This window comes from Mucilaginibacter sp. Mucisp86, from assembly GCF_047324315.1.
In the GTDB taxonomy this organism is placed as follows: domain Bacteria; phylum Bacteroidota; class Bacteroidia; order Sphingobacteriales; family Sphingobacteriaceae; genus Mucilaginibacter.
The window spans coordinates 1,700,508-1,720,631 of the sequence record NZ_CP168503.1; the positions used below are offsets into that span (position 1 = coordinate 1,700,508).

The following is a 20,124-nucleotide window of genomic DNA, read 5'->3' on the forward strand; positions in this document are numbered from 1 at the left end:
TTTCAATAAACATATACAAACACGTGCCACTACTTCTAACTAATATCCTTTTCCTTCCTGCTACTGCCCCTAACAACTGCTACTAAGCAAAATCCCCCTGCCACACATCCTGCCGTCTTGTCGACACAAAGCCTCTCATGGTCGATTTTATTTGAGCTGCTTCAAAACATGGTGCAATTTCGGCGCTGAAGAAAATACACCCCTACATGAAGAAATTTTCCCTATTGTTATTAACCACCCTTGTAATGTGCGGTACGGTGGCCCATAGTCAGCAAACTCAACAAAAGCTAAAAAAGATTGTAGTAAACCATTTTTTTTCATGTCCGCTTGATGAGCTCTTTGATACACTGGCAATGAACTATAAAGTTCGCATAGTGTTTGAACGGCAGCCCCTGCATGAAATGGACGTTGTGGAGCATTTTTTTGAGGAACCGCTTAAAGAAGTAATTGCCAAGGTTTGTAATGAAAACAGCCTGCATTACTGGATAGAGTCAAGCGGCACCATCTATATCCTTCAAAATACCGACGACCTGGCGCGGCTGCAAAAACTCAACAAACTTTCGCTGCAGGCAGCCAATGCGGTAAAGGCTAAAGAGATTGAGGCCCCCAAAGCCAAACCCAAGCATTTCCTGGTCAGTATAAATGGCCGGGTGATTGACCAGCAAACAGGCGAGTCGCTGCCATCGGCAACAGTTAAGATCAGGGGCACCGATCTTAACGTAATGACCAATGCTGATGGTTATTTCACCATGTTCAGGGTGCCGTCAGATACATCAGTAGTGGAGGTTTCATATACGGGTTACCAAACCGACTACTTCAGGCTAAGCAGCGAAAAGCTGAATTCGCCGCTGATCTGTGGTTTGTATTCATCGCTCAACAGCTTAAACGAAGTTACCATTACCGGTAAAAAAAGCGGCGTTATGAATACGGATAGCAGGCAGGTTGGCGTGTTACAACTTTCGCCGGCCAATTTGGATAAGCTGCCAACCATGGGCGATAAGGACGTTCTGCGGGCATTTCAGCTGATGCCCGGTGTAAGCGGCACCAACGAGTCATCATCAGGTGCTTATGTACGCGGCGGTACCCCCGATCAGAACCTGGTTGTGCTGGATGGTTTTACCATTTACCAGGTTGATCACCTGTACGGTTTTTTCAGTGCCTTTAACGCCAGCGCTATCAAAGATGTGCAATTATATAAAGGCGGCTTTACGGCGAAATATGGCGGCAGGCTTTCGAGCGTTACCGAGCTTAACGGCAAGGAAGGCAACAAGAACGAAACTAATATAGGTACCGATTTGAGTTTACTGAGCGCAAGTGGTTACCTGGAAACGCCGCTTTCTGACAAATCAACTTTGTTATTAGCAGTGAGGCGTTCATACCAGGGACCGTTTTATAATAAGATCTTTAACCAGTTTAATCAAACCTCAACCACGCAGGGCGGCGGTCCGGGTGGCGGTGGTGGCCGGGGTGGCTTTGGCGGTGGCGGCTTTGCCAACCAAATTACCCCGAGTTCATACTTTTATGATTTTGATGCCAAGTACACCTACAGTATCAGCCCAAAAGATAAGGTATCATGGACCTTGTACACCGGTACCGATAAAACAGATAACAGCAGGCAATTGGGTCTGCCATCGTTCCTGTCGTCGGGCAGCAGCGGTATCAACATAACCGACTATACCAAATACGGTAACCTTGGCAGCAGTATCAAATGGTTCAGGCAGTGGAATAAAAAGTTGTATTCAAACAACTACATCACCTACTCATCTTATTTTAACGACAGGAACAGGAGCACCTCTGGCTTTGCACAGATTGATACCAACGGCATTTCACATACCGTAAGCAACGGAACTTTAGAGACCAACAATCTGAAAGATGTGGGTTATAAATCTGAATGGGAATGGACGGCCAGCAACAAATACAAACTGCTCTTCGGTGGTTTTGCATCCTACAAAAAAATAGACTATGAGTATACCCAAAACGATACCAGCAAGCTCATCAACCAGCATAATAATGCCATATTAGCAGGCTTTTATACCGAGCTGGCTATCGACCCAAACAATAAATTTCATATTCAGCCGGGCTTGCGTACCAGTTATTTCGGTCCTACATCCAAACCGTACTTTGAACCCCGGTTATCGGCAAGTTATAATGTTAACGACAGGCTTACAATTAAAGGCGCAACCGGACAGTTTTACCAGTTTGAAAACCAGGTGATCCGCGAAGATATTTTGGGCGGTAACCGCAATTTCTGGGTGCTATCCAACAACAGCAATATCCCGGTTGGCATGTCAAGGCATTATATATTAGGTAGCAGCTACGAAACGGATGAGCTTTTGTTTAGCGTTGAGGGCTATTATAAAACACTTAGCGGTCTTACGCAGTACACCGTGAGGCAAACACAGCCCGCAGGTGGCGGCTTCAGGATGGAGGCCAACCAAAATCAAACACAAACCGTTACTGAAAACTTTTACGAGGGAACAGGCCGTGCTAAAGGGATTGAGTTTTTGGTACAGAAAAAAATGGGGCGTTACACCGGCTGGATCAGCTATACCCTTGCCCAGGCCCAAAACAAGTTCTCGGCTTTCGGCACGGATTATTATGCTGCCGATCAGGATGTACGCCATGAGTTTAAATCCATCAACATGTACCATTACGAACGATGGAATTTTGCTGCAACCTTCCTGTTCAGCACCGGGCACCCTTACACGGCACCATTATCCAGCTACACCATTAAAACGGTTGACGGCAACAGCATCACTTACCTCAACATCAGCGATAAAAACGCCGAACGCTTGCCTGCCTATCACAGGCTGGATATGTCGGTATCGTACGATTTGCTGAAGATTGACGGACATAAAATAGGTTCGATAGGTTTATCGCTGTTCAACGTATATAATCATACCAATATATGGTACCGCGAATACCAGATGCAAAACAACCAGGTTATCACTACCGATGTTAACTACCTCGGCTTTACCCCTAACGTTACATTAAGCTTAAGATGGAAATAAAAACATACATACGATATACATTTTTTGCACTGATAACCGGCTGCCTGATGATGGCATCGGCCTGCAAAAAAAACTCCTCAGATACGGACGCGGTGAACAAACCTGTTGTTGAAGCATACCTGATTGCCGGGCAACCGCTTTCGGTAAAAGTTTATCAGCAAAAAGATCTCACCGATACTGCTACTTATGGCGCGGCCTTAACCGGTTTAAGTATCAATGTGAGCAACGGCGCGCAAACCGTAAAACTTACCGAAACAACAAGCGGCACTTACACTTACAGTGATGCCTCATTTGTAACTGCGGGTAAAACTTATAGCATGCAGTTTACCTATAATAATGTGGCCGTCAGCGCGTCGACAGTAATGCCGGGTAAACCTGAAGGGTTTAAAATAACTGATACTGTATTTCATGAACCTAACACCATCGATCAGGCATATAACGACAAGGTGCGTGAAACCATCACCTGGACCAACCCTGATTCGTTACAGCATATGCTGCTTTTCAAGAATACCGACAGTAATCCATTCGAAATCATAGCAGTAAGAAACAACCGAAACGCAAGTTTCGAAATCAATACTGAACGTGCGTCGACCTACAGTATAACGCAAACCACGTTCAAATACTACGGTGCTTATAAGGTGATATTGCTAAGGGTAAATGACGAATACATCAATGTATTAACCAGCAATACCCGGGGCAGCTCGCAAAACCTGGTAAACACCCCAACCAATGTTGTTAACGGCCTCGGCATTTTCACAGCGATGCAGACCGATACATTGAATTTGAAGGTAACAACAGAATAACTCTGATAATCCGGCCTTACGAAGTTTAAAAACTTCGTAAGGCTCCCCGAACAGGACAAATGCAATGGGACGACGCGGCAATCGCATGTTATAAAGCCAGCGTCGCCTCCAAAGCGTTTTTTCAGCTTGTGATCGGTGCTATTGCCATCAGTGTTCGGAAAATTTTAATTCCCTCCCTTGGGAGAGGTGAGGTGGGGATGTGCATTGGCAGGGAGGGGTTTATGCGTCATTAAAGCAGATAAGTCTGCAGGCGAAACCCCTCCCTACACCCTCCCAGGGGCTACTGTGTGTACACAATTAATAAAAAAAGGTTAGACATTTGGGAGATGGAAAAGCCGGTTAACTCTAACCCCGATTTTGAGGGGGTATTTGGAGACAAGCGAATAGGAAAACGTGCAGCACAGGTATTAAGAAAGCTGACAACAGGTCGAAGTAGTAGTTTACGGGAGATCACGGAAGATGAATCGGAACAGCGTAGTTTTTACCGATTATTTAATAATGAAAGTTTTAGTGAATCGGGGATTATAAAAAGTATCACAGCGCGATGCAGTGAATTAAGCAAAGGCAGACATTTATTGTGTATACAGGATACGACAGAGTTTAACTTTTCGGCAAAGCAAAGGCGTATAAAGCCGGAAAGTGGATTGGGGACGACATCCAGGAATGATATCCTGGGATTTATGTTACATAGTAGTTTGGTGGTGGATGCTGACAGAAGCCATGCATTAGGCTATTCTTTTATCAAGACATGGGAAAGAGCGGAAGCGACACCCGAAAAGCAGGGCCGTAATTACCGGGATCTTCCTGTCAAAGAAAAAGAGTCGTACAAATGGATAGAGGCAGCCAGGGAGAGTAAAGATTTGTTGAAAGATGCCAGTACGATAACCATTGTTGCTGACCGTGAAAGCGATATTTATGACCTGTTTGGTGTAGCAGAAAAAGATCGGGTGCATCTGCTTATCCGTTCCAACCACGATCGTCAGATCAGCGGAAAATTAAAGCTAAGTACATGCCTGGAGGCCTTGCCTGTAATGCATACTTATAAGTTATCCATAGCAGGCGATATCAGGAAAAACACCACTAAGCGTGTTGCTGAAATGGGGCTAAAATGGTCAGGGGTTGAACTGTTAAAGCCAAAGTCATGCAAAGATGAGCAATTGCCGGACGTTCAGCAGATTTATGTAGTGGAGGCCATTGAGCAGGGCCGGAAAAATGGTATTCACTGGCGGATATTAACAACCCATCAAGTCACTACATCGGAACAAGCTTTACAGATCATCCGCTGGTATAAGGAAAGATGGCACATTGAACAGATTCACCGGTTATTGAAAACAGACGGCTTCCGGATCGAACGATCCCAACTGGAACAGGGATGGGCTATTCGCAAGCTTACTTTGCTGGCTATGATGGCAAGTCTGCGGATCATGCAGATGATGTTATCTTATTTAGATGATAATGAACAATCTATAGATGAGGTTTTTGATAAGCAAGAGCAAAAGTGTTTACAAATGATAGGCAAGAAAATGGAGGGAGAAACCGAAAAGTTAAAGAACCCAGTAAAAACAAATACCTTAAGATGGGCTACATGGATAATTGCACGAATGGGCGGTTGGAAAGGATATACATCACAAAGAAAACCAGGCCCTATTGTATTACAAAAGGGCCTGGCCAAATTTTACAATGTGTATGAAGGATGGCTACTCTTTCAAGATTATAACTAAAAAGATGTGTACACACAGTAGCTCCCAGGGGAGGGAATCGCACAATCCCGCGCTTTTTTTATTTCTTCCAAACACCTATGATGATAACATCAACCCCAGGGCAAATTTTATACCCCGCCCCTCACTTTACCTCCTCTTTGTCACTGCATTGTAAACGCCCGTTTAAACGTTTATTGTAAAATATACGGTTTGTATCATGTTAGTGTAACTAATACATGACAATTGCACTTTTTGTAACAAAATAAAATTTAAGCATGTAACATTTAGGGTATTTTCGCCTCCAATTACCAAAATAACACTAAATGAAACGTTTTTACATACTTATTGTATTATTCTGCATTGCTTTTTCGGCTCAGGCCCAGTTTGGAGTTGGCGGAGGCGGCCCCACTGTAACAGGCAGAATTTCCGGTACAGTGATTGATTCACTTACCAAAAAACCATTGGATTATGCCACGGTGGGCTTATACCGCGCTGGTGGCAAATCGCCAATTACAGGTGTTTTAACCGATGAAAAAGGGAACTTTAAACTGGATAATGTAAAGCCAGGCACATACAAGCTGGCAGTTTCGTTTATTGGTTACCCAACCAAATATATTGAACCGGTTACTACAACTGCATCAAAACCCGATAACAAACTGGGGCAGCTCTTTATTTCGCCGGGAGCCCATGCGCTGAAAGAAGTTTCGGTAGTTGGCCAGGCTGCATTGATTGAAAACAAGATTGACAAAATAGTTTACAATGCTGAAAAAGACCTTACAGCTGCCGGCGGTAACGCTACCGATGTATTGCAAAAAGTACCGTTGGTAAACGTCGACATTAACGGTAACGTATCTATCCGTGGTGACCAGAACATTAAAGTATTGATCAACGGTAAGCCATCCGGCGCTACATCAGCAAGTTTATCTGATGTGTTGAAAACTATCCCTGCCGATCAGATCAAAAGCATTGAAGTTGTAACTTCACCGTCGGCCAAATATGATGCTGAAGGTTCAGGCGGTATCATCAATATCATTACCAAGCAAAAAAATGTTTCGGGCTTTAGCGGTTCGGTGAGCGGTGGTGTAGGTACCCGTCAAAACAATGGTAACATCAACCTAAACTATAACAAAAACCGTTTCAGTTTAGGTATTAACGCCGGCGGTAACTTAACATGGCCGCAAACCTCATTGACTACTTTCGACCAGATGATCAATACTCCTGCACACGATACAGTTCCTGCTGTTAGCCTCCATAACCGCAATAATACATCAAGCAGGATCAAAAGACATGGCGCTATAGGTTCGGTTACTGCAGGTTATGAGTTTAACGCATTTAACAGTATCAACAGTACCTTCAGGTTAAATGATGGTGGTTTTAATACCAACGGAGGCGGCGATTACAACCGTACGCTAAATGGCAACTTATTAACTTATAACGGCCGGACTACATCTCACAACCATTTTGGCGGTTTTGACTGGAATATCGACTATACCCACAAATTTAAAAAAGAAGGTCACGAATTGACCATATCAGGTCAGTGGAGCCATAGTGATATCACCACCGATTATACAAGTATCTTTACTGCAGTTAACCCAAGCCAGATAGGTGACAACAACGGCAAAAACAACGAATATACCGGACAAGCCGATTATACCTTACCTGTAAGCAAACTGTTAAAAGTAGAAGCAGGCGCTAAAACCATTCAACGCCGCATCAACAGTAATTACGATATTTTTAATACAGATACCGAAGGTAACAATCCGGTTCGAGATGTATTAAATTCAAACCTGTATGATTACAATCAGAATGTGTACGCAGGCTATACCGTATTAACGTTTACTTTACCTAAAAGCTATTCAATATTGGTAGGTGGCCGTGTTGAAAACACCAGGATTAAAGGCGACCCACAAAATCCTTTCCAGGAAGCAGGTAGTTCAGGTTTCCAAACTTTGGAGCCATTTACTGCAAGTTATACAACTTTTATCCCAAGTTTAACCTTACAAAAACAATTTGGTTCAAACACTATCAAGTTATCATACAGCAAAAGAATCCAGCGCCCAAGCCTTCAGTTTTTGAACCCGTTCATCAACCGTGCTAACGTGCAGAACCAAACTGTAGGTAATCCTAACTTGTCGCCAGAGATTTCACAAACTGTTGAGTTAAACTATAACACCTTTATCAAATCATCAGTACTTAACTTCTCTGTGTATTACAAACATACCAGCGATTTGATTGAAGGTATAGCAAGCCCAATTGTTGATACTATCAACAACAAACCGGTTATAGCTACCCGTACCACATACTCAAACGTTGGTGTAAATAATTCAATTGGCGCAAGCTTCTTTGGATCAATAAATCCTATTAAGCCGCTTACTATCCGTGCCAGCATTAACGGTTTTACCTATAGCCCAAGCCCGCAAGGGGTATTTGTGTCAAACTCATCTGCAACAGGTACCTATTTTCAGTACTCTGCTTTCGGAAGTGCATCGTACCAGTTCCCACATAATTTCCTTGCCGAGCTGTTTGGTTTCACTAACTCATCTCGCAGAACTATCCAGGGTACTAACCCATCGTTCGGGATCTATGCCTTCGGTGTTAAAAAACAGTTCTTAGATAAAAAACTGGCTATCGGCTTCAATACTGTACAGCCATTTGCAAGGGACAAGCATTTTGACCAGAACATCAATAGCCCAGGCTTTACACAAACCAGCTCAACGGCATTCCCATTCCGTTCGTTTGGGATCACGTTTAGCTACAGTTTTGGTAAACTAAGCTTCAGCAACCCTAATCAGCAGAAAAAAGGCGTTAACAACGACGACCAAAAACAAGGCGATCAAGCCGGCGGTCAGGGTGGCCCGGGCGGCAGATAATTTGGCTTAGAAGTCAAAGACTGTTAGAGTCAGGAATCAAGAAAAATAAAAAGAGCCGGAAGCGTAATGCTTCCGGCTCTTTTTCTGAACCGGGATTTGGGGGGATTTTTCTGATTTTTGGGATTTTCTCTTTTGATCGCCAAAATCATTCCGTAATCCAATAAATCCCGATTCAGATAAAATCCTATAATCCGGCAAATCCTCCCAAATCCCGGTTCTACTCCGCATCCACCTCAATACCAATCTGCTTAAGCAATAGCGAGGCATTAAAAGTTTTGCATTCGCCATGCTTGATCTTATAGTCAAACAACATTTCCCCGCTTACTACCTGGATATCGAAATAAAAGTTGCGAACATAATTGGGATATTTAGTCTCGAGATGAGCTATCTGCAAATCATGAGTGGCTACCATACCTACGGCGTTCTTGCGGATCAGCTGTTCTATAACTGCTTTTGAGCCGAGGTATTTATCAACCGAGTTGGTACCGCGCAGCATTTCATCTATCAGGAAAAACACCTTAGGTTCATTTTCAACGGCAGCCAGCAACATCTGCAGGCGGTCGAGCTCGGCTTTAAAAGTTGAAGTGCTTTCATTCAGCGAATCCTTGATACGCATATAGCTTATCATGGTGATCACCGATACCTGCATGCTTTTGGCGCAAACAGGTGCACCGCTTAGGGCTAGCGCGGTATTAATGCCCACCGTACGCAAAAAAGTGCTCTTACCGGCCATGTTTGACCCGGTTATGATATCTACCTTAAAAGTATTATCCAGCTCATAATCATTTTCGATACGTTTAGCGGCATCAATAAGCGGGTGGGCAATAGATTTGGCGGTGAGGGTATAGCCCTGCCTGTCGTCAATAACGGGAAAACTCCACTCCGGATAGTTCACTGCTAAACCGGCCAGACTCAGTAGCGATTCAAATTCGGCAATTACGTCAAAGGACGTTTCAAGACTATCCTGGTTTTGGCGTTTCCAGTTTTCGATGGCGATGATCTGGCGGATATCCCATAAAAAAAACAAGTTGAGCAAGAAGCCAACTAATAAGTTAAGATGATAATTAAGCTTGTTGATCAGTTGCCCCAACTCTTTTATTTTGGCCGATGTTTTATCGGTTTTTAGTTGTTGCGCCAACGTGTTGCTGTAACCGGACTGCCATTGCTGATCTTCAATGCACTTAAATACACCGGCATAATTGGCTAAAGTATCACCTATTTTTCCGGCAATGAGATCGGCTTTTCGGATATAGGCCGCTTTTGAAAACACTACCCCCATATTGAACAAACCCACGGCTATTGCCACCAATTTTGCCGGGGAATAGAAATAAGCCACGATAAGTAAAGCCGTAAAAAGGTAAGGAGCAATTTTGGTATAAGCGGCGAGCCACTTTTCGCCGGGCATATCAAGTGGGATATGCAGGTATTTAAACAGATTTTTAAGCTGGTTCACATCCTGCTTCATAGCAAAAACAAGGCGTGTTTGCAGGTCGAGTTTCCAGCTATTTTTAGTGGCTATTTCTTTAACAGCTTCTTGTCGCTGCAATACAGTTTGTTTGTTTGCCGGAGCATTAAGCCAGCCCGCCAGTTTATTGTTGCCCGGTGTGGTAGCTGTGCGGTTGATGAGTTGGTATAGCGATGCACCGCCGTAAATATCCAGATCGGAGGTATAAAAGTGCTTATCATTATTATAACGTGCACCATCGCCATAAATATTACTGTGGCTTTGGATACTGCCTATCTCGTTTTCATTTACCTGCTGCAGATCATCATAATACTGCTTTTGTTTTTCGAAACCGCTTTGCCGGGCCACCAACCAGGCAAAGGCAAAAACCAGCAACACAAAAGCAACAGCAATGATGCTGAAATTGTCGAAGTGAATGGCAAAGGCTATAGTTACGGCCACCATAGCAAAAATGCCAAGCCGCATAAGCGAATAAGTATTGGCAAGACTTTTATATTTGGCTGCTTCAGCAGCTGCGAGGTTGGCCCTGTGGGTGTAATCTATGATAATTGTTTGTTCCATTTGCAGATAAATTCAACCAAAATAAACACATATATTTTAAATAAACGTTTATTTGTTGCAGATATGAAGATCACGTTCCTTACCGTTGGAAAAACTGAGGATGCCTACCTGAAAGAAGGCATAGATAAATATGTAAAACGGTTAAAGCACTACACCAAACTGGAGCTTGCCGAAATCCCGGAGCTCAAAAACACCAAAGCCCTGAGCCCCGAACAGCAAAAAGGCAAAGAAGCTGAACTGATCCTGAAAAAGATCACCCCGCTTGATTTTGTGATCTTGATGGATGAGAAGGGCGCCGAGTTTACTTCGACCCAGTTTGCAGCCTACATCAATAAAAAAGAAGTTACCACATCGGCCAACCTGATATTCATCATAGGCGGACCATACGGGTTTGATAATTCCGTTTATCAGCGTGCCAATGATAAAATTTCCCTTTCGCGCATGACATTTTCGCACCAGATGGTACGCCTGTTTTTTGTAGAGCAGCTGTACAGGGCATATACCATTATGAAGGGGGAGCCTTATCATCATGAGTGACCGTTGATTTTTATGATTACGTTGATTTCGCTGATTTTCTTTCCGCTACTGCTAAAATCCCGTAAATCTTTTAATCCGTTTAATCCCGGTTCAGAAAATGAACAATCCATGAATCTGCACATTTGCACATCTGCATATCTGCACATCTTTCCCTACCTTTGCTAAATGTCAGCAGGTCACGATCATTCGCATTCGCACGGGCACGGGCACCATCACCATGACCACGCCCCTAAACTCGATCATTTAAATTCGGCTTTTATATGGGGTATCGTGCTTAACTCGGTATTTGTGGTGGTTGAGGCCATTACTGGTTTTATAACACACTCGCTATCCCTGTTAACCGATGCCGGTCATAACCTGAGCGACGTGGCCTCACTTGCACTGGCCCTGCTTGCTTTCAAGCTGACTAAGGTAAGTGCCAACAGTAAATACACCTATGGCTATAAACGGTCTACCATCATCGTATCGTTCTTTAACGCAGTAATATTATTTGTTGCGGTTGGGTTTATTATTTATGAAGCCATTATGCGTTTCATGACCCCCGAAACTGTATCCGGCGGAACAATGGCCTGGGTGGCTTTTATAGGTATTGGCATTAATGCCTTTACCGCATGGCTGTTTGTAAAAGATAAGGATACCGACCTGAATATAAAAGGCGCTTACCTGCACATGGCTGTGGATGCCATTGTATCGTTTGGCGTAGTGGTTTCCGGCCTCATCATATACTTCACCAAACTATATTGGATTGATAGCGTAGTGAGCCTTATAATAGGCTTTGTGATATTGCGCGGCACCTGGAGCCTGCTTATTGCCAGTTTACGTTTGGAAATGGACGGCGTACCTGCCGAAATGGACCTCGATAAAATCAAAGCCGAACTCAAAAAAGCCAAAGGTGTAGTTGATGTGCACCACATGCACGTTTGGGCGCTCAGCACTACCGAAAATGCGCTTACTGCCCATTTGGTGATCAGCCCCGAATCAATGGCCGATTTTGACAATATCAAACATGATCTGCGCCATCGGTTAGAACACCTGGATATCAGCCATAGTACCTTCGAACCTGAATTTTCGGAAGAAGAGTGTAAGCAGCCGGAGTGTTTGTAGGCCGTGTTAAATTTTTAAAAAGTGTCATTTCGATAGAGCAAGTCGGCATAGCGTAGGGAGCGAAAGAGAAATCTTATACATCCGGCATAGCCCAAACATGATTTATCAAATGGCGTATACGATTTCTCCTCATGCCGATGCAGCTCCCATCGCTGTTCGATCGAAATGACATGGACTTTTTCTTAAAATCGCTGATTTTCTTATTTTTATGGTAAAACAATTACCAGAAGATGAGCAAAATCAAAACCTTAAAAGTACTTTCTGTAATTACCTTTCTTGAGATCATCGGGATGGTGGCATGGCCGGTTATATTAGGATGGGGTCAGCTTATTGGTCCGGCAGGGAAATTGCTCTTCACCATATTTATTTTTCCATTCTCTTACTATATCGCTTTCCTCATATTTCTGTCGCGCTATGCAAAAAGAGAGAAGGACGATCAAAATATCGGCCTCGTCATATTTTTAAATGTAGCACCAATTATTGGGCTGCTTTATGTTTTAGACGTATTTTAATAAACGGACAGTATTCAGTTTGAAATATTGATGACAACCAAAGGAATTTAGTATGAACATACAGGAACAAATCGAAGCATATATCGCCAGCCAGCCCGAACCAAAACGGAATGACATGCAAACCTTGCATTTACACATACTTCAGTTACTGCCGGGACGTAAATTATGGTTCCTGGATGGTAGGGACAGCGAAAATAAGATTGTTAGTAATCCCAATATCGGATATGGATCATACACCATAAAATACGCCGATGGTACAACCAAAGAGTTTTATCAAATTGGCATCAGCGCAAATACAACCGGAATTTCAGTTTATATCCTCGGGATAAAGGATAAAACATATTTGGCTCAAACTTTTGGAAAAGACCTCGGCAAGGCAAGCGTAACCGGATATTGCATTAAATTCAAAACGCTGAAAGATATCAACCTTAGTATACTCGATGCAGCAATACAGTACGGAGTTAAGGTTACAGGTGAAAATTAAATCTTAAACCGGGGCACTACGCAAATACCAATGTTTATTTAATAATTCTTGCTACCTTAAAGCGATTATTTAACCTCTTATGAAATCAACCAGGAGAAAATTTATAACCACAACAGCGGCATTAGCTGCAGGAACAGTTACTGCATCGGCAATATCATTGAAAGAGCAAAAAGAAGAATGGCCAATAGTTCACCATGTATTTTTCTGGCTTAAAAACCCGGGATCAACAGAAGACCGCGATAAACTGGTAGCCGGTGTTAAAACCCTTGCCAAAATTGAAACAGTACGCAAGCTTCGTGTAGGTATTGTAGCCAGTACCGAAAAACGCGATGTGGTTGATAACTCATGGGCTGTATCTGAGCTCATGTTCTTCAGCGACCTGGCCGGACAGGCAACCTATCAAACTCACCCCATCCACCTGGAGTTTATTAAAAACTGCAGCCACCTTTGGGAAAAGGTTATTGTTTATGACGCGCAGGATGCTTAGGCTAAGGAGTCTGATTGGTAGTAAACCGACAAATTAGAGCCATGTTAGTTAAATTTCATCATGAAACAAAATGCTTAAATTATTTCATAAACATTTTGTTGATAACAGTGGTATGTAACTTTATTTTAAGCTGTTCTAATCCTAAACCTACTGCTTTACAACGGTTAAAAAGCATGGATAAATCCCAACTTGATAGCATTAAAGATGCGGTATTAAGGAGTTATAGGGATACCATTAAAGTTGATAGCACAGAAATAGCAGATAATGGTGATACTGTATCGGTAAAATTCAGGCATTATTGTAGTTATGATAATAAAATAAGCGTACCACAGGAATATCTCGATGTTTATGGAATCTCCGAATTTCAAACACACAACTTTATATCGGAGATAGAGTTTAAGATCAACTCCAGGATGATTTATAAAGGTGCTATAACTAAAAGTGATTTTAGTAAGTCCGTTTCCATGAGACTGAAAAAATATGGCGTACTCTGCTACACTCCAGATCTGAGCATATCGGGAAAGCGGCTATCCATCGATTATAATATAAATATACCTTTATCCGGAGAAGGCTGGGGTTATACTATCAGTATAGATTCAACCGGTAAAAAGATCACCGGTTCGCTTGATTAAGATGCTAAGGTAGCATTAAGCTAATTGATTGGTGTCAACGTATATATCGAAGAAGGAAAGAATTGCTACAAACAAAAAAAGCCGAATAATCGGCTTTTTTTGTGTTATGCCATCCCTATTATTTCGTTATCATTTTCAGCAGATCTTTTGATGATCTGCTCCTTGCGCTGAAGCGCGAAATGCATTGCCATTTTAACAAACTCGTTTAATGTGATATTGTTAATTGCAGCAAATACTGATGCTTCTTTATGCAGGGTTGAAGGGACGCGAACGTTAAATGTGCCTTTGTAAGTTTTATCAGGCGATTTACCAATAGTATTACAAGTATCAATATAATCTTCAATCGCCTCTTCAAATGCAGCTTTAAGTTCTTTTACCGATGTCCCCTCAAAATTAACCAGATCGGTGATGCCCAAAACTTTACCATGGAAAACTTCATCGGAGGCACTAAAATGCACCGATCCGTAATAGTTTTTATATTGCAAGATATCATTCATCTTTTAAGTATCCTTTTATTCTCAGAATTTCAATAACGTCCTTTATTGCGTATTCCTTTAGTATATTGGCAGGATGGGGTTTATGAAGGTTGATAATATTTTTATCCCCGTCAACAAATCGTCTTCTTGATCCTCCCGTTTTTCCACCTTTTAACTCTTCAAAGCCAAATGCTTTTAGTACTTTAATCAGTTCTTCCCATGTAAAATCCTTGGGAAGAGATAATAAACGTCCAATTAATTTTTCATGTCTTGACATTGTCTTTCGTTAATGCTTCTTTATTTGCCATAATAATCCCTTTCTACATATCTATTGGATAATTTCTTCAACCGTTGAAGAGAAATATAAAATTAAAAAAAGCGGCGGATATTTGCAACTAAAAATCAGTTGCAAATGTCCGCCGCTTTTTCAACAAAAAAAGCCGATTATTCGGCTTTTTTTGTGGCTTTTTTAGCTTTTGCTTTTGGAGCAGCAGGTTCAGCTTCCGGCTCAGCAGTTACTGCTTCGGCAACCGGCTCTTCAGCAACCGGGGCAGGGGCTTGGGTTGGATCGGCCTCTTCAAAAATTGGAAGCGGCTTTAATATCTGGAACCAGGCTATTACCTTTTTAATATCAGATGAGTAAACTTTTTCTTCATCATGATCTGGCGCTACTTCGTAAAAGAAAGTGCGTAATGCTTTTCCGTCGGCTTTAACATCAGGTATGTTTGATGCTGATTTCATACGCTCAAGAACATCAGTTAACCTGATATCATCTTCAACACCAAAAATGGTAATCTCGCTCAAAGCGGCTAATTTAGCTGTAGAAAGGTTAGCTATTAGCTTTGTTTTTTGCGCGTCTAAACTTTCCAGCACGTAACCGGTTTTGTTTTGAGCCAAAGCCTTCCATAAACCTGGTTTTCCTGATACTGATACAATTCCCTGTAAATTCATATATTTTTTGTTAGTCAGGTTGATTGAGCGAGTGATTTATCTCATTTGACCCATAAACCACTCACCTCATCAAAATTCACTTAATCCTCTATAACTTCGATACCTAAAATCTTGTCTCCCTGACGGATAGCGTCAACAACGTCAACATTCTCGATCACTTTACCAAAAACAGTATGATTACGGTCAAGGTGAGCAGTATTTGCACGGTTGTGGCAAATGAAAAACTGTGAGCTGCCTGTGTTACGACCGGCGTGAGCCATTGAAAGCACGCCACGGTCATGATATTGGTTGTTGCCTGTAAGCTCGCAATCAATTTTGTAGCCAGCACCACCAGCACCGGTACCGGTTGGGTCGCCACCCTGAATCATAAAATTAGGGATAACACGGTGAAAGATCACGTTATCATAAAAGTTTGATTTTGCTAATTTTTTAAAGTTAGCAACGGTATTAGGGGCATCCTGATCGTAAAATTCTACGGTCATGTCGCCTTTTTCGGTTTTGATTATTGCTTTGCTCATTTTTTTGTTTTTTTAGAAAACAGTTGGCAAAGGTAATAAAATTGAGGATTAAAGAAAAAGGTAAAAACTGAAAGGTAAAAGACGAAAAAGGCCACAACAATATTGACTACCACGGTGTAAATGTCATGGTAAGCGTTTTTTCTTTAGGCGAGTAACTGATCTCGCCTTTTCTTTTTGAATCAAACATTTTAATCTCCGAAACTGGCTTTTTATAATCCTTCCCCAATTCGGCCAATTGAGCAAAAAACCAGTCGAGCCCTTCCTGATCACCTAAGGTATTGGCAAACCAGGCCAGCTTTTGCAGTTCTATGAGGTTTACTTTTTCATCAGCTTTGAAAACGTAAGTCCACTTTACTATCATCAGTTCATCAGGCTTGCCAATCAGCTGGGCCCGGCTTCCATTAGCATCTGTAGCAACAAAATTCGGAAGCAGGCTGATATCTGTGTCTTGCTTAAAAACAAGACTACTATCGGCCTCAGTAAGCTTTTTAATTAACACGTTACGATTAAGGTGCATTCCGGGATTGCCAATTTGGGCATGCGCAGGCAAATAACATATTAATATAACTGCCACAAGGATGATATTTTTAATAACAGATAAACTCATTTAAGGGCCAGGATTTAACAGCGGTATAAAACTAAAACAACATGCCCAAAGCCCGAAGTCCCTGTGTGTTAAAAATGGTTAAAATACATTAGCTGTTTATTCGTTACATTTGATAACCCGGCAATAATAAATCAACAAGGATTGTGAATAAATCATTAGGCTATAACTTTTTAACTCATACATTCCGTCTTTTACTCACAAAGCTCAAGTTCCTTTTGCCTTTCGCCTTTTACCTTTTACCTTTAACAGCAAAGGCCGCATCTATATTGATCCCGATGGACGATGAGCAAAAAGACCATCTCAAATCATACGGTATAGCTTTCTGGGTGCTCAAAAACGGTGAGGAGGTTGACTGGCTGCTCAACTACCGCGGCGGCAGCTTCATGATGAAATATGGGCCAAAGGTTGAAGAAGAATGTAAGATCCGCGGGGTGAGCTACGAAGTTATTGCCGATGCCAAAGCGAATGAGATCATAACCGAAGTAAGTGATCCATCAGTAAATATGGATTTGGTTAAACTGGAGAAAGCACCACGGATGGCAGTTTATTCGCCTAAAAACAAACTACCCTGGGATGATGCCGTTACCCTGGTTTTGAAATATGCCGAAATTCCGTACGACCTGGTTTACGATGAAGAAGTGATCCATGGCGAGCTGCCCAAGTACGATTGGCTGCACCTGCACCATGAGGATTTTACCGGGCAATACAGCAAGTTTTACGGCGCTTTCCGCTATGCACAATGGTATACCGATGATATCAAGATCCAGGAAGCTATGGCCCATAAGCTGGGCTTTAGCAAAGTATCAAAAATGAAACTGGCCGTAGCTCAAAACATCCGCGACTTTTGTGCCGGCGGCGGCTTCCTGTTCGCCATGTGTTCAGGTACTGATACTTTTGATATTGCCCTATCCGCTGCCAATACAGATATCTGCGAACGCATGTTTGATGGCGATGCTGCTGATCAGGATGCACAAGCTAAACTCGATTTTAGTCAGACCTTTGCCTTCCAGAATTTTACGCTGGATATGAACCCTATTTCACACTCATTCAGCAATATTGATGTTACTACTACCCGCCAGGTAGACCGTACACGTGATTTCTTCACGCTGTTTGATTTTTCAGCCAAATGGGATGTCGTACCAAGTATGCTTACACAAGATCATGACAAAGTGATCAAAGGCTTCATGGGCTTAACCACCGCCTACAACAAAAGTATGCTTAAGCCCGGCGTTACTATCATGGGCGAAATGAAAACCGCTAACGAAGCCCGTTATATTCACGGTGAATACGGCAAAGGCCAATGGACATTCTACGGCGGCCATGATCCCGAAGATTACCAACACGCCGTAAATGATCCGCCAACAGATTTGAAGCTCCATCCAAACTCGCCGGGCTACAGGCTGATCTTAAACAACGTGCTTTTCCCGGCTGCTAAGAAGAAAAAACAGAAAACCTGATTGTTGAAGCTTAAAGCAAAATTCGGAAAGCTTAAAGCCATGAAACGCGCGTTGCAAACGAGCACAAGTTCAAAACAAACCATGTCATTGCGAGCGCAGCGTGGCAACCGCACGGAAGCAAAGCCGCCCTGTATAGCATGCGATTGCCACGTCGCGCCGAAGCTCATACCCAACCCGCGCTCGTTTATAACGAGTGCGCAAGCTGGGTTTGCGTTTATAACGCAAGCGATACAATCGCCAAACCATATTAAGCACTCGTTACAAACGAGCGCAAGTTCAAAAGACTATCTCGTTAAACAAAAAATCCCGGCCAAACCTGACCGGGATTTTCAAATATTAAAAAGCTTTTCGCTTTCGGCTTTCAGCCTTACGCTTTATGCTAACTTAGCCAATTCTTCAGCCATGGCAGCGCCAATTTCAGCTGGTGATTCAACCACGCGGATACCGCACTCGGCCATGATCTTCATTTTAGCAGCAGCAGTATCATCAGCACCACCTACGATAGCACCTGCGTGGCCCATACGGCGGCCCGGAGGCGCTGTTTGACCTGCAATGAAACCTACAACCGGTTTAGTACCGTTTGCTTTGATCCAGCGGGCAGCATCAGCTTCCATGTTTCCGCCAATTTCGCCGATCATGATGATACCATGAGTGTCAGGATCGTTCATTAATAATTCAACAGCTTCTTTGGTAGGTGTACCAATAATTGGGTCGCCACCGATACCGATAGCTGTAGTGATACCCAAGCCGGCTTTAACTACCTGGTCAACCGCTTCGTAAGTTAAAGTACCTGATTTTGAAACCACACCAACATTACCTTTTTTGAAGATAAAGCCCGGCATAATACCAATTTTGCTTTCATCAGCAGTGATGATACCAGGGCAGTTAGGACCAATCAGGCGTGCATCCTTATCGGTAAGATATTCTTTAACCGCAATCATATCCTTTGTAGGGATACCTTCGGTAATACAAACAATAACCTTAATACCGGCTTCGGCAGCTTCCATAATGGCATCAGCACCAAAAGCTGGAGGTACAAAAATGATGGATACATCAGCACCGGTTGCAACTACGGCATCTTTAACCGTGTTAAAAACCGGCCTGTCTAAATGGCTTTGGCCACCTTTACCTGGTGTAACACCACCAACTAACTGAGTGCCATAAGCAATCATTTGCTCGGCATGGTATGAACCCTCTTTACCGGTGAAACCTTGTACAATAACTTTTGAATCTTTATTTACGAGTACACTCATTGGTTTTTTCGTTTTAGTACGGCAAAGCTAAAGTTTTTGCCCGAATGTCAAACCCAATTGCAATCTAAATTTATATGTTAACATAAAAGTGACTTTTAAAGAGTTGGGATTAAGAGACAGGCATGTTTTGGAGGCCTGAAATTTATGATAATGGCACAATGGATATTATGTTGTACAAGAGTAAAACTGCTTACTGAAAACCGCCTGCTGCCAACTGAAAGCTGGGCATTACCTGCGGCCCGGGCTGTACGCTCATACGCCTGCAGGCGTTACGCTCGTGGCCGGTATCCGCTCCCATCCCTAATGCTGTTTGTCTGAACCGGGATTTGGGAGGATTCTTTGGATTCACGGGATTTTCTGTTCCGATCGATAAGAATCCCATAATCCAGCAAATCCTATAAATTCCGGTTCAGACAAAATCGGCGAAATCAAAAATCAATCAGTGTAATCCCTATAAAAAAATTCCAAAAAGCTACTTACTAAACATTGTAAATTCCATTACAGCAATCACAATAAATACCAAAAACGTAGCGAGAAATATTATCCCTGCCTTTTTGAGTTTAATCTTATCGCCCGAAATACCGGGAAAGAAATTAACCATAGTGAACGCCAACCCTGCAATTAAAATTACAGCTTTAAAAATTGTCAATATTATATACATCATTATTGAAACTCCTCCTTTAGGTTCAGACAAAA

19 protein-coding genes are annotated in these 20,124 nt (G+C 42.5%); 11 read left to right on the forward strand and 8 right to left on the reverse strand.

Annotation, left to right across the window (positions count from 1 at the left end; genetic code table 11):
* Positions 1–206 precede the first annotated feature (206 nt).
* The 4 genes from ACEN9X_RS06850 (at position 207) to ACEN9X_RS06865 (ending at position 8,384) form a co-directional block, all read left to right on the forward strand.
* Positions 207–3,011: a TonB-dependent receptor gene (locus ACEN9X_RS06850; protein WP_413669684.1), complete on the forward strand. Its 2,805-nt coding sequence runs from the start codon at positions 207–209 to the stop codon at positions 3,009–3,011.
* Positions 3,002–3,814 (forward strand): DUF4249 family protein, encoded by an 813-nt coding sequence (locus ACEN9X_RS06855; protein ID WP_413669685.1) that lies wholly within the window; start codon positions 3,002–3,004, stop codon positions 3,812–3,814. Before ACEN9X_RS06850 ends, ACEN9X_RS06855 begins: the two co-directional genes overlap by 10 nt.
* Positions 3,815–4,140: 326 nt before the next feature.
* On the forward strand, positions 4,141–5,535 hold the full coding sequence (locus ACEN9X_RS06860; protein WP_413668504.1) for an IS4 family transposase: 1,395 nt from the start codon (positions 4,141–4,143) through the stop codon (positions 5,533–5,535).
* 302 nt (positions 5,536–5,837) lie between these two features.
* Positions 5,838–8,384: a TonB-dependent receptor domain-containing protein gene (locus ACEN9X_RS06865; protein ID WP_413669686.1), complete on the forward strand. Its 2,547-nt coding sequence runs from the start codon at positions 5,838–5,840 to the stop codon at positions 8,382–8,384.
* A gap of 217 nt (positions 8,385–8,601) precedes the next feature.
* Here the strand turns inward: ACEN9X_RS06865 and ACEN9X_RS06870 are convergent, their stop codons facing one another.
* Positions 8,602–10,410 (reverse strand): MutS-related protein, encoded by a 1,809-nt coding sequence (locus ACEN9X_RS06870; RefSeq protein WP_413669687.1) that lies wholly within the window; start codon positions 10,408–10,410, stop codon positions 8,602–8,604.
* 63 nt (positions 10,411–10,473) lie between these two features.
* Between ACEN9X_RS06870 and rlmH the strand changes: the two genes are divergently transcribed.
* From rlmH to ACEN9X_RS06900, 6 genes are all read left to right on the forward strand, one after another.
* Positions 10,474–10,947, forward strand: a complete 474-nt coding sequence (rlmH, locus tag ACEN9X_RS06875) for a 23S rRNA (pseudouridine(1915)-N(3))-methyltransferase RlmH (protein WP_413669688.1) — start codon at positions 10,474–10,476, stop codon at positions 10,945–10,947.
* Positions 10,948–11,112: 165 nt separating this feature from the next.
* Complete coding sequence (locus ACEN9X_RS06880; RefSeq protein ID WP_413669689.1) at positions 11,113–12,051, forward strand: cation diffusion facilitator family transporter; 939 nt, start codon at positions 11,113–11,115, stop codon at positions 12,049–12,051.
* A 230-nt stretch (positions 12,052–12,281) separates the two neighbouring features.
* On the forward strand, positions 12,282–12,563 hold the full coding sequence (locus ACEN9X_RS06885; RefSeq protein ID WP_413669690.1) for a hypothetical protein: 282 nt from the start codon (positions 12,282–12,284) through the stop codon (positions 12,561–12,563).
* Between the two features lie 52 nt (positions 12,564–12,615).
* Positions 12,616–13,047: a hypothetical protein gene (locus ACEN9X_RS06890; protein WP_413669691.1), complete on the forward strand. Its 432-nt coding sequence runs from the start codon at positions 12,616–12,618 to the stop codon at positions 13,045–13,047.
* A 79-nt stretch (positions 13,048–13,126) separates the two neighbouring features.
* The gene (locus ACEN9X_RS06895) at positions 13,127–13,534 is read left to right on the forward strand and encodes a Dabb family protein (protein ID WP_413669692.1); all 408 of its coding nucleotides are present in this window, start codon (positions 13,127–13,129) and stop codon (positions 13,532–13,534) included.
* A gap of 173 nt (positions 13,535–13,707) precedes the next feature.
* Entirely contained in the window at positions 13,708–14,166 is a 459-nt protein-coding gene (locus tag ACEN9X_RS06900) for a hypothetical protein (RefSeq protein ID WP_413669693.1), read from the forward strand.
* A 104-nt stretch (positions 14,167–14,270) separates the two neighbouring features.
* Here ACEN9X_RS06900 and ACEN9X_RS06905 read toward each other — a convergent pair whose 3' ends face one another.
* The 5 genes from ACEN9X_RS06905 to ACEN9X_RS06925 form a co-directional block, all read right to left on the reverse strand.
* Positions 14,271–14,663, reverse strand: coding sequence for a type II toxin-antitoxin system HicB family antitoxin (locus tag ACEN9X_RS06905; RefSeq protein WP_413669694.1), 393 nt, complete (start codon positions 14,661–14,663; stop codon positions 14,271–14,273).
* On the reverse strand, positions 14,656–14,919 hold the full coding sequence (locus ACEN9X_RS06910; RefSeq protein WP_413669695.1) for a type II toxin-antitoxin system HicA family toxin: 264 nt from the start codon (positions 14,917–14,919) through the stop codon (positions 14,656–14,658). The genes ACEN9X_RS06905 and ACEN9X_RS06910 overlap by 8 nt, the downstream gene beginning before the upstream one ends.
* 167 nt (positions 14,920–15,086) lie before the next feature.
* Complete coding sequence (locus ACEN9X_RS06915; protein WP_176622247.1) at positions 15,087–15,593, reverse strand: DUF5606 domain-containing protein; 507 nt, start codon at positions 15,591–15,593, stop codon at positions 15,087–15,089.
* 80 nt (positions 15,594–15,673) lie between these two features.
* Positions 15,674–16,111: a peptidylprolyl isomerase gene (locus tag ACEN9X_RS06920; protein ID WP_121233230.1), complete on the reverse strand. Its 438-nt coding sequence runs from the start codon at positions 16,109–16,111 to the stop codon at positions 15,674–15,676.
* A 106-nt stretch (positions 16,112–16,217) separates the two neighbouring features.
* Complete coding sequence (locus tag ACEN9X_RS06925; protein ID WP_413669696.1) at positions 16,218–16,685, reverse strand: hypothetical protein; 468 nt, start codon at positions 16,683–16,685, stop codon at positions 16,218–16,220.
* Positions 16,686–16,993: 308 nt separating this feature from the next.
* Here ACEN9X_RS06925 and ACEN9X_RS06930 point away from each other — a divergent pair, with 308 nt between their 5' ends.
* Positions 16,994–18,175: an asparagine synthetase B gene (locus ACEN9X_RS06930; RefSeq protein ID WP_413671119.1), complete on the forward strand. Its 1,182-nt coding sequence runs from the start codon at positions 16,994–16,996 to the stop codon at positions 18,173–18,175.
* Positions 18,176–18,549: 374 nt separating this feature from the next.
* Here the strand turns inward: ACEN9X_RS06930 and sucD are convergent, their stop codons facing one another.
* Entirely contained in the window at positions 18,550–19,428 is an 879-nt protein-coding gene (sucD, locus tag ACEN9X_RS06935; RefSeq protein ID WP_110585905.1) for a succinate--CoA ligase subunit alpha, read from the reverse strand.
* Positions 19,429–19,618: 190 nt separating this feature from the next.
* Positions 19,619–19,777, reverse strand: a complete 159-nt coding sequence (locus tag ACEN9X_RS06940) for a hypothetical protein (protein ID WP_413669697.1) — start codon at positions 19,775–19,777, stop codon at positions 19,619–19,621.
* Positions 19,778–20,124: the final 347 nt, after the last annotated feature.

Excerpts from the sequence above, each read along its gene's own strand:
- ACEN9X_RS06850 (WP_413669684.1), top strand. The coding sequence starts at position 207 with ATGAAGAAATTTTCCCTATTGTTATTAACCACCCTTGTAATGTGCGGT.
- ACEN9X_RS06855 (WP_413669685.1), top strand. The coding sequence starts at position 3,002 with ATGGAAATAAAAACATACATACGATATACATTTTTTGCACTGATAACC.
- ACEN9X_RS06860 (WP_413668504.1), top strand. The coding sequence starts at position 4,141 with ATGGAAAAGCCGGTTAACTCTAACCCCGATTTTGAGGGGGTATTTGGA.
- ACEN9X_RS06865 (WP_413669686.1), top strand. The coding sequence starts at position 5,838 with ATGAAACGTTTTTACATACTTATTGTATTATTCTGCATTGCTTTTTCG.
- ACEN9X_RS06870 (WP_413669687.1), bottom strand. The coding sequence starts at position 10,410 with ATGGAACAAACAATTATCATAGATTACACCCACAGGGCCAACCTCGCA.
- rlmH (WP_413669688.1), top strand. The coding sequence starts at position 10,474 with ATGAAGATCACGTTCCTTACCGTTGGAAAAACTGAGGATGCCTACCTG.
- ACEN9X_RS06880 (WP_413669689.1), top strand. The coding sequence starts at position 11,113 with ATGTCAGCAGGTCACGATCATTCGCATTCGCACGGGCACGGGCACCAT.
- ACEN9X_RS06885 (WP_413669690.1), top strand. The coding sequence starts at position 12,282 with ATGAGCAAAATCAAAACCTTAAAAGTACTTTCTGTAATTACCTTTCTT.
- ACEN9X_RS06890 (WP_413669691.1), top strand. The coding sequence starts at position 12,616 with ATGAACATACAGGAACAAATCGAAGCATATATCGCCAGCCAGCCCGAA.
- ACEN9X_RS06895 (WP_413669692.1), top strand. The coding sequence starts at position 13,127 with ATGAAATCAACCAGGAGAAAATTTATAACCACAACAGCGGCATTAGCT.
- ACEN9X_RS06900 (WP_413669693.1), top strand. The coding sequence starts at position 13,708 with ATGGATAAATCCCAACTTGATAGCATTAAAGATGCGGTATTAAGGAGT.
- ACEN9X_RS06905 (WP_413669694.1), bottom strand. The coding sequence starts at position 14,663 with ATGAATGATATCTTGCAATATAAAAACTATTACGGATCGGTGCATTTT.
- ACEN9X_RS06910 (WP_413669695.1), bottom strand. The coding sequence starts at position 14,919 with ATGTCAAGACATGAAAAATTAATTGGACGTTTATTATCTCTTCCCAAG.
- ACEN9X_RS06915 (WP_176622247.1), bottom strand. The coding sequence starts at position 15,593 with ATGAATTTACAGGGAATTGTATCAGTATCAGGAAAACCAGGTTTATGG.
- ACEN9X_RS06920 (WP_121233230.1), bottom strand. The coding sequence starts at position 16,111 with ATGAGCAAAGCAATAATCAAAACCGAAAAAGGCGACATGACCGTAGAA.
- ACEN9X_RS06930 (WP_413671119.1), top strand. The coding sequence starts at position 16,994 with ATGGACGATGAGCAAAAAGACCATCTCAAATCATACGGTATAGCTTTC.
- sucD (WP_110585905.1), bottom strand. The coding sequence starts at position 19,428 with ATGAGTGTACTCGTAAATAAAGATTCAAAAGTTATTGTACAAGGTTTC.